The sequence below is a fragment of the Cylindrospermum stagnale PCC 7417 genome, from assembly GCF_000317535.1.
In the GTDB taxonomy this organism is placed as follows: Bacteria; Cyanobacteriota; Cyanobacteriia; order Cyanobacteriales; family Nostocaceae; genus Cylindrospermum; species Cylindrospermum stagnale.
In genome coordinates this window covers 6,958,038-6,971,737 of sequence record NC_019757.1, presented here as the reverse complement: position 1 = coordinate 6,971,737, position 13,700 = coordinate 6,958,038, and the positions used below count along the sequence as shown (strand labels likewise).

Genomic DNA, 13,700 nt, shown 5'->3' with positions numbered 1-13,700 from the left:
AAATCTGAGAGGGTATTTGAAAAGTTTTGAGTGATCAAATTTTATGCTAATCGTCTCACGATAATCTGGATCATGGCAAGGTAAATAAACATCTCTGATGTTTCCGGCAAAAACTCAATAGTCTCTGACCAAGCGCCGACACCCCATTAGTCAACCGAAGGTGCGCTCAACCACCCAACGTTTTTTTGAGCAAACCAAGGGCTTTGTTTTGCTCCAAGCGCAACACATCTGCATAATCCAACGGAAAAAATTCATCACCCACTGCCGGAGACTATCGTGAATTTTCAACCATGTTTTATCTCTGTGGCAATTACGCAAATTACGTATATACAGTCTGCCAAGGTGGACAGTCACCTGGTAACCCTCGCCATCCCACTCCTTCTACCAGGGCACCCATTACACGTCTAGTATCCTTATTTCATAAACCTTTCAGGATAATTCTTCGCCCCGTCAGGTGTAAACATTACACAGTAATTGTAAAGTTTTATGACACTCGCAGAGAAAATAATGTACTGGGAGTTAGGATAATTACGGATAAGGTAGAAATAAATAAGACAAGTGTTTCTTCCTGCTACAAATTATTGAGGATGAATTATGAAGCCTATTTCTAATGAGTTTATTGATGCCAGTGTTGAACGGCGTAAGAGAGCGCAAACAAAAAAAAATCGTCTCCAGCGCTCTGCTATTCAATGGTTTTCCGGAGGTTTAACAGCAGCCTTAATTGCATCTGGTATGTCTGCAATTAAAGCTGAAGAATCGAAATCTACTGCCGTTCAACAAAGTGCCACTAATTTAAGGGGAGAGGGAACTTCACCTAAGCAAGGCTCAATACCCTCCGGGCTGGAACATCCTCCCTATAAGATGTCCCGCTCTATGACAGCCGAACAAAAAAAAGTTTTAGGAACTTGGCGACTGGTATCGTGGGAAAACAAGGATGAACAGGGGAACGTTACCTATCCATATGGGAAAGATGCTCTTGGTTACCTTGTTTACAATGCCGATGGATATATGTGTGCAACCCTTTCAAAAAAGAACCGTCCTAATTTTCCTGGAGGAGACATTTTGGCAGGAACATTAGAAGAACAGGCAATGGCAGTACAAACATATATTGCCTATTGCGGTAAATATAAAGTCGAACCAGGTAAAGTGACTCATCTTGTTGATGTCAGCCTGTTTCCAAATTATATTGGTACAAAGCAAGAACGCTTCTTTAAATTTACGAATGGCAAGCTGGTATTGACTCACGCTCCCGAGTTGATGGATGGCAAGCTACAAACTCCTTCTATAATTTGGGAGAAAGCTTCAAAGTAACCGTTCACAGGATTCCCAAACCTTACCGGAAAAAATAGTTATACATTGATGGTAAGGAAGTCGGCGGGGAAATTCCTAACTATGGTAATGGGTGTAGCTTGGTTCGCTCCACATACAGAAACCGGATTCATCCAAATACTTCAGGTCAATTTCCCCGTCACCGCAGACATGAATAACATATCTAGGTCTGCTTGCTTTATTTCCCTGGTTTTTGGGTCTTGCTTTCCTTTGTGGCAAATTCAAAGCTCGCTTCCAAATGACCCCCTTTTTTTAGTACCAGTCTTAACCTGTCGGGACTTAATTTAATTTGGCGATCGCCTCCGGCACTGGGCGGAGCGCAATCTCTTTCCAGTTTTTGAACCAGTTGAAGGCTATTGTATGTACGGGCTTCTTTTTTAAGACATTCTTCCAAATTAATGATGTCTTCTTTGGTGTACTTTGTTTTTCCACCCCTACCTGATTGATCCCAAAGCCCCTCTAAACCTAGTTTTTGCCACTTATGTAAAACTTCACTCACTGTTTCCGGAGTCCAGTCAAAGTGAGCAGCTATTTTTTCAACATACCAGCCATGTGCGTTTAACCGTAATACTTTGGCTCGGTCTTCGACTTTGAAGTCTATGACGAGCAAGTAATAAATGCTAGTTAATTATAACGACTTATAGCGCTGATTCACCGAAGATTGAATCTGCTGGAGTCTCTATGATTTATCGTCACAACTCCTCCCATATATTGAAATGCGTTGTTGTTGAACCCATTAAAACCCCGTGGTCGATTACCTAAACGTAACTGGTTTCCTTTGGTGAAAACTTCGTGACACTAGCAATATATTATATTAGAGACAGGTTTATCTCCTCAGGTAACATTATTCTTCTATGAAAACAGAAATACCTAATCTCTGGATTAAATGCCCCCAGTCCAATCCACAAGCCAATTTACGCCTATTTTGCCTACCCTATGCAGGCGGTGGAACATCGATTTTTCGTCGCTGGCCTCAAGAATTACCGTCAAATGTAGAGCTTTGTGCGATTGATCTGCCTGGAAGAGAAAATCGCATCGGAGAAAAACCAATTTCAAATCTTGAAATTCTGACAGAGAAATTAGTGGAGGTCTTGCTGCAACATTTGGATAAGCCATTTGCGCTCTTTGGCCATAGTATGGGAGCGCTAATTGTTTATGAACTAGCTAGGAAACTCCAGCAAAAAAACGTCAATCCGGTTTATTTGTTTGTATCAGGTCGCCCTGCTCCTAACGTACTTGAATTATATCCGCCCCTTCATTTGTTACCTGATGCAGAATTTATTGAAAAATTAACCAATATTTACTCTGCTATACCAGATGCAGTCCTAAAAGACAAAGAACTCATGGAGTTGTTCTTGCCTGTCTTGCGAGCAGACCTGACTTTAGTAGAAACATATATCCATTCTCAAGTGGAGCCTCTTGATTGTCCCATTGTTGCTTTGGGTGGTCTTGAAGATAATGAAGCCAGTCATGATTATCTTGTTACTTGGCGTGAGTACACCCGTTCCTCATTTTCAGTAGAGATGTTCCCAGGTGGACACTTCTACCTGAATGAAAATAGACAACCCTTGTTGCAGTTAATATCTCAAACACTAAAAGACTATTTATAACCCCCATATGGCACCCTCGACTGTCACCCAGACAAATAGATATAGTGATCTGCAAACATAAATCCTCAAAACCACAAACAAGGCACAGATTATCTGCAAATAAGCGGGGTCTCAAACAATACCTTTGCTAACCTACGAGGATGAGTTAATGATGCTATAGCTAAAAACAGCTTTTACTCCGTGGCTTGGCAAAAACATTTTAAGTGGCTTTAGTAAAATGTGGGTAACATTATCATTAAGTAGGTCTGATTCAGAAGACTAGACCTATTTTTTTCAATCACAAAATGTTACCTGCCTCACATATCAAGCTTTTTAGCCTCTTTCGTTGCCCTTTCAGCCCCGTAACTCAATCGTCAATCTATGAACCTGATACTTCCAGATAAATATAATTTTATACCACGATATTTACAGCTAGCTCTAGCTAACGTCCTATCGAGTATTATGGTCCCACTGGCCAATATAGCCAGTGTCATCTTCCTGGGTCATCTTGAAGACATCCGCCACTTTGCTGGAGTCAACATCGCTGGAAACTTGCTTAACTTTCTCTATTTAGCTTTATTCTTTTTACGAATGGGAACTACTGGAGTTACAGCGCAAGCAGTCGGACGAGATGACCGAGAAGGTATGTTGTTGGTAGGACTGCGTAATGGGTTAATTGCTCTAGTACTAGGTGTCGCCCTCATACTCTTTCAATACCCTTTGGGAGAACTTGGGTTTGCCCTGCTAAATGTTACCCCAGAGATAAAATCTTCAGGGCTTGCCTATTTCAACACCCAAATTTGGGGAGCGCCTGCAATTTTACTCAATTTTGTCATGATAGGTTGGTTTCTAGGGCGAGAAAAAAATGGCTTAGTTGTGTTGTTGTCAGTCCTTGGCAATGGTGGCAAAATCGCACTTGACTATCTATTTATTATCCACCTGGGATGGGAAAGTGTAGGGGCAGGAGTTTCTTATGCCACAAGCCAATATCTATCGTTGTTAGTGGGATTGATATTTTTTTGCATGGAATTCCAGTGGCTTGAAATACGAACCCTATTTGGAAAAATATGGGACATCCCAGCTATAAAAGCTAACTTGACCCTCAATATAAACATCCTTATAAGCAATTTAATTCTTCTGGTTGTCTCCTTAACATTCAGCTATCAAGGAGTACAAATGGGGACGTTGATTTATGCTCAAAATGCCTTATTGTGGCAGATATTTACCTTGAATACATATTTTGTAGAGGGTCTGGGACTCGGTACAGAAACTTTGGTAGGAAACTTTAAAGGAAAAGGAGATTCAGAACGATTAGCGCCCGTAGTTATCGTGAATCTCTCAGCTGCTCTCGTGGTAGGACTGTTTTTCGGCGGAGTGTGCGTGCTATTTTCCGATACTGTTTTTAGCTTGTTCACTAACCACACTGAAGTCACCTCAAATATAAATACTTTTCTTCCTTGGTTACAACTTACCTTGGTATTTAGTTCAATAGGTTTTTCTCTGGAAGGATACTTCTTGGGTTTAGCACAAGGAGATATTCTCCGCAATGTTAGCTTAGTCGCTCTTGTAGTCGGGTTTGTACCTGTCAATTTTGCTACCATGAAGTTTTCAAGTAACCATGTCTTGTGGTTGAGTCTATCTTTGTTTTATGCAATCAGAATGATGTTGTTTGTGGTAAAGTTACCCAGTACATTTGGCAGTGATGTTGATAATGGTGATGTTTCACTCCCGGCTTTAGAAGCGAATCGCGCTTCGGGTAGTGATACAAAGTTGCTATAGATAGTATTATTTAGCGTCGTTGTCGAGATGTTAAAGAATGCACCCGATGATTGGTAATTGGCCTATTGAGCCGACGCCGACTAGGTAATCCCATGAAAGTTGAGCAAGTAGCTGTTATTACAGGCTTAAGTGCTAACTGGGTGCGTAAAATTGCTCGGCGTTACAACGCTACTGGACTAGAGGGGATTGTAGACGGACATAAAAAAGTTCCGGAGGCAAACATAAAGCCTTAATAGAGAAAGGCATATTTTTCAAAAGGTGAGATGCTCCCTAACGCTTTGAAGACGTAATTAAATTGTTACGTTGGAATCTACATAAAGTGTTGGTTCTTGCATTGTGAATTCTATCCCATAAAAAATTAGCTTTTTCGAGATACCTTCATTAGCTAATTCCAGTAACCGCTTGCGGAAGTCAATCGAATTTTCATTTGAACCCAGAATAAAGAAACTCACCCTAGCGCGAATTCCTGCTTGTTCTTCTTGAGGATATAAGTTAATTTTTGTACTGTCCGGATCAATCCCAAATAAGGTACTGGTACTTTCTTTAACAACTTTTTCGAGTAATGCTACTTCCGATTTGTCTAAACTTCGAGGAAAATCAAGATAAAGCAAAACCATTACCTTTTTACCTCTGGTAATATTTTCAACATCTGCATTTGCCATTATTGAATTAGGAACAATGACGAGGGTACTTTTAGCAGGAGTTCGGAGCTTTGTTGAACGTAAACCAATGGCTTCAACGCGGGCAAATAATATACCTTGAGAACTTAAATTTACCCGAATATATTCTCCAGGAATGAAAGGACGATCTAGATATAAAACAATTGTTCCTAAAAGCTGTTCTAAGGTATTTTGAGCCGCGAAAGCAACCGCTATACCCCCAATTCCTAACCCAGCGAGTAAACCAATTAAATTAATATTCTGACTCTGAGCAAATGCCAAAGCTGCAATAAATCCAATCATAGCATTAGCAATAGTTTCAAACACGAGCAGTAATTCGTCTACTTCTAGACCCATTTTACGCAGTAAATCAATTCCGTAGACTCGCAACAATTGTCGAAATAAGCCTGATGCTAATGTGGCAAAACTGATAATTAGTGCCAAGTTTAGGAAAAACTTTAAAAATTGATAAAATCCTGCATATTGTTGGATGAAATTCAAAGACAAAGTAATGAGTATTAAAGTACCTGTGACTGTCAGTACTTTTTCCAGGGGGACAATTAAGTTTTCGTATATTTTTGAGATTGTTTGGGGTAAAAATCTCCTAATTATAGTGCTTAAAATCCGAGGAGTCTGTTTCCCAATTAGCAAAGACAGAAGAATAAAGAAAAGGAACAAGCCGAAGTTGATACCCAGTAAGATAAAAAACTTACGTGTTCCTTCATCCACGAAGAGCCAATTTTTTATATTAATTTGCAGGAGGTTCATTGTAGTTCGTTAAATAGTAATGGGTGCATCAATGTTAACTGGTCTTTCTTCAAGCTCAAAAGTAAGCCCATATTCTTTCAGTTGTATGGTAATATTTTGTTTAGCTATATCTAATAGCTGGTAGCGCATATCCATTCCCATTTCGCCATAACCGAGAATAAAAAAGTTAATTTGCGCCTGGGTAACATTAGATTTTTCATTTAGAAAAATATCTTTAAAATTTACCACAGTATTACGAGAGTCAATTCCAAATAAATCTTTGGTACTTTCTAAAATTACTTGACGAATCAAAGCTTTTTGTTGATCAGGAATGTTTTTAGTGAAGGTTAAATAAATTAGAGAAACAACTTTTCTCGCTCCTGTGAAGTTTTCGATACTTAATTGAATGAGAGAATCATTAGGTACTATAGTTAATGTCCCTTTGCCAGAGTTACGAATTTTAGTAGAACGTAAACCAATTGACTCAACTCTGCCAAAGGTGCCATCTGGTAAACCGATATAGTCATCAACAACAAAAGGTCGGTCGATATAAAGAACTATTCCACCGAATAACTGCTGTAAAGTTTGTTGAGCAGCAAAGGCTACCGCTAATCCCCCAATTCCTAAACTTGCTATTACACCTAATAAATTGATTTTATGTGTCTGAGCAAAAATCAGGATGACGGTAACACAAATAACTATATCTGCTAGAAAATTAACTACTACTAATAACTCACCATTAATTTTTCTCCTAGTGGCAGATTCTCGCAGGTAAGCATCAAAAAAATTCTGAAATAGACGAGATCCTAACCAGCCAATTGCAATCGTGAGTGATAAACCAAGACTAAGTTCTAAAAACTTGAGCCAATCAGGTTTAGGAATAATTAGCAGAGTTAGGTCAAGAAATATTAAACCAATAATTATTCCTAACTTATTTTCGTAAGGAGAAAAAACTTCCTGATAAATTTTTCTCCCTTGAGGAGACAAGAAGCGATGGGCGATTAATTCGTTCATTTTTTTAAAAAAGAAACCTAATATAAATAACAATGCCAACAAAAGAACTACCATCCCTGCCGAAAAACCGATAATTGCGAGGGTGGTTAGATTCTCTTGAATTGCTTCAGAGAAGATGTCCACAATATAATTAACTCCTTTAGACTTAAACGGAATTTTGAAATAATTTTATGCCCAAATATAATCAGACTTGGCTATGTGAGCGGCGAATATATCAATTAATGCCTATCGAGCCACTGTACAAAATGAGATCCTATTACGGTACATTAACGATTATTGACTAAGTAATAATGCGTAGAAAATCTAGTGCTTTTTAGATATAGTTATTGTTGTTCGACTCGTATACTTTATTGAGCAATCAATGCTTAAAGTACACTATTTTTAGTCTAGTTATCAGCTTTAAATAAAACCTGTTTAAGAATACTTACTTTTCTCACTTTTCTCACCTAAAAATTAACCTATTTACTAACTGTCAAGTAGAACGAAAAGCTGTTATTAAAAATATTTATTTAACTCTGTTTTGATAGCATATCCTGCTTATGCTAGTCATTTATCCTCAACTAATCATTAAACTGTTTATTTCATAGCTAACTCCACAAACCTTGTAACTACCAGTTAGTAAGTGAGAGTAGTGGATCTTTTTAGCAAGTTATTTCATATAGCGTTCTCTTCAAAACTCTAATTTATGCCTTTTTATTCTCTCGCCAAATAAAATATAAATGAGATGGCTGACGAATCTATGGTGCAAGATATCAGCCAAAAAAGTGTGGAAAGTATGTAAAAAATGAGACAATATAGAAAGAAAACTCTTCACTAAAAGTACTTGATAAAAGTCTATAAATATGCATGTAGATGAAGCCCTGCAAATTTTGGATAAAGTTCTGTTACCAAGAAAGCTTAATTTCATTGAGAGCTTAGTATTCCGGCAGTCGTGGTTAGGGCAGACTTACAGCGAGATAGCAAAAGACTCTGCCTATACTTCTGATTACATCAAGGCGGTTGGCACTCAAGTATGGCAATGCCTCTCAGAAGCAGTAGGGAAGAAAGTAACAAAAAAAAATCTGCATTTTGTCTTCAGGGAGTATCAGCAAGCAGGGACAAGTAAACTAGAGCATTGCTGGCAGCAGAAATCCAGCCCCGGCTGGGAGATAGAGAATGATTCCCCATATCCAATACTGGGGACAGATTTGGATTTTCCCGGTGGGCCAGTGCCGCTCAATTCCCCGTTTTATATCAAGCGATTCTCCAAAGGGGATGTTGCGCGATCGCCAATTGAAGAATTAGCCTATAAAGAAATCAGCAAACCAGGGAGTGTGATTCGGATTAAAGCTCCTAGCCAAATGGGTAAAAGCTCTCTACTGAATAGAATTCTCGTTCGCGCTGTGGGCATTGGCTACCAAATTGTCAATCTAGACTTTCAGGCAGCAGATGAAGTTGTGTTTACTTCCATCGACAAGTTTTTACGCTGGTTATGTGCCAATGTAAGTCAGCAGTTGAATCTCAAACTCCTACTTGATGATTATTGGAATCAGGATATAGGCAGCAAGGTTAGCTGTACATTATATTTTCAAGACTATGTGTTAGTGCAAATTGATAGTCCCTTAGTCTTGGCGTTGAATGAAGTGAATCGGGTTTTTGAATATCCCCACATCGCTAGAGACTTTTTACCCCTGCTGCGATTTTGGTCTGAACAAGCCAAAAATGTCGAAATATTCCAAAAACTCCGGTTAGTTGTAGTTCACTCAACAGAAAATTATGTTCCTTTAAATATGCATCAATCCCCATTTAATGTGGGGCTACTGATTAAATTACCAGAGTTTAATTGGGAGCAGATACAAAATTTAGCAAGGCATCATGGATTAAATTGGACAGATGGTAGCCAAGCCAAACAACTGATGGGGATGGTGGGTGGGCATCCTTATTTAGTGCGTGTTGCTCTTTATCACCTGTGTCGGAGCGGGGTAACACTGGAAAAGTTGTTGCAAGAGGCTCCTACCCAAACGGGAATTTATAGCGATCATTTAAGGAGTCACTTAACGAGGCTTAGTGATCATCCTGAATTGCTGAGTACATTTAAATATGTGGTGACTGCAAAGGGTAGCGTTAGCTTAGAACCGTTACTAGCTTACAAGTTAGAGAGTATGGGGTTAGTGAAGCTAGAGGGTAATGAATGTACTATTTTGTGCGAATTATATCGGCAGTATTTTACAGCGTACAACTTAAGAGAGGAGTATTTACCCAATTCTCGTAACTAAATTTGCGATGGAAAAGTTTTAGTCTGTGGCTTCCAGCAAGATGGTGTTTATAAGATTCAGTTCGCTGGATACCATAAAATAGCGATCCGCAATAGACTATCAGAAATTACTATTTTTGAAAATTGATTTTTATTGCTAATGAATGCGATAAATATGGCTGATAAAAATGGGAATATATCTAAACTAAATTTTTTCTGTTTGGATAGAATGGTCGAGTTTAATGATTTAATTTTAGACTAAGGATATATTGATATTATCTAAACAATTTTTCAAGTGAATTGCCAAAGATGAACTTAACTATTATTTTCTGGCAATATCATTTTATTGCCTAAAAGATTAACATTAATACTGTGAGAGATGGTACAAATACTATCCAGGTTCATAAAGCGATATGTACAACGAGCTACGCCTACGCACCTGATAAAGCGAAGACAAAAAGCGATCGCACCCATAGCAAAAAATTTCGATAATATCTTGACATATCTGGCATAATTAGGTGAGGTAGAGCCGATGGCAGCGGTAACAAGCTAAACACAAACCTCTCAAGAAGGTTAACGGTGTTGCAGTGGTCGGAATTGTGATTGTTTCTCACAGCAAACAACTAGCTCTGGGTGTGCGGGAACTGGCGGCACAGATGGTTCAAGGCCAAGTTCCGATGGCGGTTGCAGCTGGTATTGAAGATCCCGAAAACCCATTGGGTACAGATCCAATGCAGGTTTATGAGGCGATCGCATCAATTTTTTCAGATGATGGTGTTTTGGTGTTGATGGATTTGGGTAGTGCTTTGATGAGTGCAGAAATGGCCCTGGAGTTTCTACCCCCAGAACAGCGAGAAAAAGTATATCTGTGCGAAGCACCGCTGGTAGAAGGTGCTTTAGCCGCTGTCGTTGCTGCTGCTGCGGGGATGAATATCCAGCAAGTCATGGCGGAAGCACGAGGGGCATTAGTAGCCAAAGCAACGCAATTGGGTATAGGCGTGGTTCCCCAACCCGTCGTCAACGAACTCTCAACCAACCCAGAATCGCCAAAGGGAGAAATTCGCCTCACTGTCAACAATCGCCTAGGTTTACACGCCCGGCCTGCTGCTCAGTTTGTCGCCACCGGTGCCCGATTTCAATCCCAAATCCTGGTGCAGAATTTAACTCTGAAGTCATTGACTGTCCGGGGTGACAGTATTAACTCCGTCACAACTTTAGGGGTGCGTCAAGGGCATGAATTGGTGATTACTGCCATCGGTGTTGATGCAGAGACAGCGCTGGCGGCATTGCAAGCATTATTTATCAACAACTTTGGTGAAGGCGATCATCTACGCCCCACCGTAGACGATCGCGCTTTGGAGTCACCATTAGCAGTACCACAGCCAGTTACACCCCCGACACCAGGCGAACTTGCAGGAATTGCTGCTTCCCCAGGAATTGCGATCGCGACCGTTGTCCATTATCAATCCACTCCCATTGTCATACCGCAATACCACATAGAAAACGTAGAGTTAGAGTGGCAACGTTTACGAACAGCAATTCAAACAGCCCAACACGAAATTCAGACATTACTCTTTGAAGCATCTATTCAAATTGGTGACGCCGAAGCCGCCATTTTTGACGCCCATCTGCTGTTTTTAGAAGACCCCGTATTGCTAGAAGCAGTACAAGTGCGGATTGTTGAACAACACCAGAATGCAGAAGCCGCTTGGCAAGCCGTAGTTGATGAAGTAGCTAATTTTTACCGCATACTTGAGGATTCTTACTTACAAGAGCGCGTTGATGACGTTGTTGATGTTGGGCAAAGAGTGCTGCGATTATTAATGGGAAATGCCCCGACTAATTTGCAACTCTCAACACCAGCAATTGTAGTAGCCGCAGACTTAACACCCTCAGATACTGCCAGACTAGATCCCACAAAGGTGCTAGGCATTTGTTTGACCAATGGTAGTGCTACTTCCCACAGCGCCATCATCGCCCGCACTTTAGGTATTCCTACAGTCTTGGGTGTAGATGATCAAGTCTTAGGTTTGGCTTCGGGGACTCTGATGGCCGTGGATGGAGAAACTGGTAAAGCTTGGGTAGAGCCAGAAGCAGATACCCTCAATGTACTGTTAGCTAAACGACAGGCGTGGCAAACTGCCCAACATGCAGCCCGAATTCAGGCGGATCAGCCAGCAATTACCAGTGATGGTCAGCAAATTAGGGTCTTTGCTAACATTGGCAGCATAGCCGACGCCAAAGTGGCTGTAGCCGCAGGTGCAGAAGGTGTGGGACTACTCCGCACAGAGTTTTTGTATTTAAACCGCACAAGTCCACCTGGAGAAGAAGAACAACTGGCAATTTATCAGGCGATCGCCCAAGTGCTGGACACCCGTCCGTTGATCATTCGCACCTTGGACGTAGGCGGAGACAAACCACTTCCCTACCTGAAGATAGGGGTTCTCGAAGCCAATCCTTTCTTAGGCTGGAGGGGTATCCGGTTCTGTCTGGATCATCTGGATCTGTTCAAGACTCAGTTACGGGCAATTTTGCGGGCCAGTATGGGACACAAAATTAAGGTGATGTGGCCAATGATTGCCACGGTGACAGAGGTAAGGGCAGCTAAAGCCATTCTAGGTGAAGTGCAGGCGGAACTTTGCCAAGCTGGTATTCCTTTCGATCAAACTATGGAAGTGGGCGTGATGATAGAGGTACCCTCAGCAGTAGCGATCGCCGATCAGCTAGCCGCTGAAGTGGATTTCTTTAGTATTGGGACTAATGACCTCAGCCAGTATGTCATGGCAGGCGATCGCACCAACCCAAGAGTAGCAGCTTTGGTTGATGCCCTACATCCAGCAGTATTGCGAATGGTACAGCGAACCGTCCGAGCTGCCCATACAGCTGGGATTGAAGTGGGATTATGTGGCGAGATCGCCGCAGATCCCTCAGCCGCCCCGATTTTACTAGGTTTGGGGCTGGATGAATTGAGTGTGAATCCCCAAACAATACCTATACTCAAACAAGCGATCGCTCAGTTGACTTTAACTCGAGCAACTGCGATCGCAGCATCAGCATTGCAACAAGATTCCGCCGCTCAGGTAAGAGAACTAGTCTCAAACAAGATTTATTAAATTTGACTTACTCCCAGCACCAGGCCTTCGCCATCGCGCGGGATTCGATATTTTTATGAAACAACTCAAGCCAAATGACTTTGTGGAACAAAACGATCTCAAAGCATTCTTAGCTTTGTTCAGGGATTGGAGCGCAATTTTCCTTGTAGCTGCTTTCAGCATTTGGGCAAATAATATCTTTGTTTATTTCCTCTCCATCTGGGTTATCGGCTTCTTTCAATTTGCTCTCGGAGAAGTCCTGACCCATGAAGCATCACATTACAACTTATTTAAGCAGAGACAGTGGAACAAAAATTTAGAGCCTCTCTACGCTTTTCCCGTTATCAGTACCATCTCCTATTATCGCAAACATCATCTACCTCATCATAAATATTTAGGAAAACAACAAGATCATGCAACTGTATTTTATGAGCAATTAGGGATATATAAACCCAAGGCAAATCTATTTTTTATCTGGGTTATTCAGCCCTTAATCGGATTCTCCACCTTCTATCTTTTTCTTGGTGTCCATACCGGGATGTATTATGAGCTAAAGAGTTTGGACTATCATCCATTCCAGAGCGGATTTAAATTATCTATTTTTTGGCTGCTGATTATTCTCACTTTCTTTTTCTCAGGAAATATTCATCTACTAATTCTGTACTGGCTCATTCCTCTACTATGGCCTTTTGCTTGTTTTATCTATTGGTCAGAATTGACAGATCATTTTAATACTCAGTCAGGAACCAGATCAAACATGAGTTTTCTGACCAACCTCTTAGCTCACAACCGTGGATATCATTATGTCCATCATCTTTATCCCACAATCCCCTGGTACAAGCTTCCAGAAGCTCAGAAAGCTTTATGTCCAGATTTACCGGATATTGCAAATGGCTTCTTCGACACATATAGGCAATTGACGGCAAAACTTGACACTCCCTGCTCTCAAGAGACGGGAATTCTTGAGTAGACCAAAAACAAACTCTGAGAGGATGTTTTAAAAGTTGTTGGTGATAAACACTCGTAGATCCCCCTAAATCCTTCTGGACAAGGGGGACTTTGATTCCAATTCCCCCCTAGCCACCCAAGTCCTGGGGGAATCTCGATCAATTCTGATACGAATCAGACATCCTCTAAGGATGAATTAAGATTTACCGCCCCAAAAGCCCATATTATTGACATATATCGTCAAAGATCGCTGTTTAATCAATGATGGATAGGCTTTGTCGCGATCGCAGTATGTAAAGACATAGCAGAC

General features: G+C 40.8%; 10 protein-coding genes. 7 read left to right on the top strand and 3 right to left on the bottom strand.

Annotated elements, in window-relative coordinates; genetic code table 11:
* Positions 1 to 594: 594 nt before the first annotated feature.
* The gene (locus CYLST_RS29580; RefSeq protein WP_015211413.1) at positions 595 to 1,311 is read left to right on the top strand and encodes a lipocalin-like domain-containing protein; all 717 of its coding nucleotides are present in this window, start codon (positions 595 to 597) and stop codon (positions 1,309 to 1,311) included.
* Between the two features lie 196 nt (positions 1,312 to 1,507).
* Here CYLST_RS29580 and CYLST_RS29575 read toward each other — a convergent pair whose 3' ends face one another.
* On the bottom strand, positions 1,508 to 1,939 hold the full coding sequence (locus CYLST_RS29575) for a helix-turn-helix domain-containing protein (RefSeq protein ID WP_157162655.1): 432 nt from the start codon (positions 1,937 to 1,939) through the stop codon (positions 1,508 to 1,510).
* Positions 1,940 to 2,183: 244 nt separating this feature from the next.
* On the opposite strand from CYLST_RS29575, the gene CYLST_RS29570 reads away from it, so the two are divergent.
* The 3 genes from CYLST_RS29570 (at position 2,184) to CYLST_RS34950 (ending at position 4,930) form a co-directional block, all read left to right on the top strand.
* Positions 2,184 to 2,939 (top strand): thioesterase II family protein, encoded by a 756-nt coding sequence (locus tag CYLST_RS29570; RefSeq protein ID WP_015211412.1) that lies wholly within the window; start codon positions 2,184 to 2,186, stop codon positions 2,937 to 2,939.
* 360 nt (positions 2,940 to 3,299) lie between these two features.
* Positions 3,300 to 4,697, top strand: a complete 1,398-nt coding sequence (gene gntT / locus CYLST_RS29565; protein ID WP_015211411.1) for a guanitoxin biosynthesis MATE family efflux transporter GntT — start codon at positions 3,300 to 3,302, stop codon at positions 4,695 to 4,697.
* Between the two features lie 92 nt (positions 4,698 to 4,789).
* Positions 4,790 to 4,930 carry a helix-turn-helix domain-containing protein gene (locus CYLST_RS34950; RefSeq protein ID WP_157162654.1) on the top strand — a complete coding sequence of 47 codons (141 nt, stop codon included), beginning with the start codon at positions 4,790 to 4,792 and terminating at the stop codon, positions 4,928 to 4,930.
* Between the two features lie 57 nt (positions 4,931 to 4,987).
* On the opposite strand, the gene CYLST_RS29560 is transcribed toward CYLST_RS34950, so the two are convergent.
* The gene (locus CYLST_RS29560; protein WP_015211410.1) at positions 4,988 to 6,124 is read right to left on the bottom strand and encodes a mechanosensitive ion channel family protein; all 1,137 of its coding nucleotides are present in this window, start codon (positions 6,122 to 6,124) and stop codon (positions 4,988 to 4,990) included.
* A 9-nt stretch (positions 6,125 to 6,133) separates the two neighbouring features.
* The gene (locus CYLST_RS29555) at positions 6,134 to 7,240 is read right to left on the bottom strand and encodes a mechanosensitive ion channel family protein (protein ID WP_015211409.1); all 1,107 of its coding nucleotides are present in this window, start codon (positions 7,238 to 7,240) and stop codon (positions 6,134 to 6,136) included.
* A gap of 719 nt (positions 7,241 to 7,959) precedes the next feature.
* Between CYLST_RS29555 and CYLST_RS29550 the strand changes: the two genes are divergently transcribed.
* From CYLST_RS29550 to CYLST_RS29540, 3 genes are all read left to right on the top strand, one after another.
* Entirely contained in the window at positions 7,960 to 9,372 is a 1,413-nt protein-coding gene (locus CYLST_RS29550) for an AAA-like domain-containing protein (protein ID WP_015211408.1), read from the top strand.
* 565 nt (positions 9,373 to 9,937) lie between these two features.
* A complete protein-coding gene (gene ptsP / locus CYLST_RS29545; RefSeq protein WP_015211407.1) occupies positions 9,938 to 12,463 on the top strand; it encodes a phosphoenolpyruvate--protein phosphotransferase in 2,526 nt (841 codons plus the stop codon).
* A gap of 55 nt (positions 12,464 to 12,518) precedes the next feature.
* A complete protein-coding gene (locus CYLST_RS29540) occupies positions 12,519 to 13,412 on the top strand; it encodes a fatty acid desaturase family protein (RefSeq protein WP_015211406.1) in 894 nt (297 codons plus the stop codon).
* Positions 13,413 to 13,700 lie beyond the last annotated feature (288 nt).

Bases quoted from the DNA above. Each gene is read 5' to 3' on its own strand.
- CYLST_RS29580 (WP_015211413.1), top strand. From the start codon at position 595: ATGAAGCCTATTTCTAATGAGTTTATTGATGCCAGTGTTGAACGGCGT.
- CYLST_RS29560 (WP_015211410.1), bottom strand. From the start codon at position 6,124: ATGAACCTCCTGCAAATTAATATAAAAAATTGGCTCTTCGTGGATGAA.
- CYLST_RS29540 (WP_015211406.1), top strand. From the start codon at position 12,519: ATGAAACAACTCAAGCCAAATGACTTTGTGGAACAAAACGATCTCAAA.
- gntT (WP_015211411.1), top strand. From the start codon at position 3,300: ATGAACCTGATACTTCCAGATAAATATAATTTTATACCACGATATTTA.
- CYLST_RS29550 (WP_015211408.1), top strand. From the start codon at position 7,960: ATGCATGTAGATGAAGCCCTGCAAATTTTGGATAAAGTTCTGTTACCA.
- CYLST_RS34950 (WP_157162654.1), top strand. From the start codon at position 4,790: ATGAAAGTTGAGCAAGTAGCTGTTATTACAGGCTTAAGTGCTAACTGG.
- CYLST_RS29570 (WP_015211412.1), top strand. From the start codon at position 2,184: ATGAAAACAGAAATACCTAATCTCTGGATTAAATGCCCCCAGTCCAAT.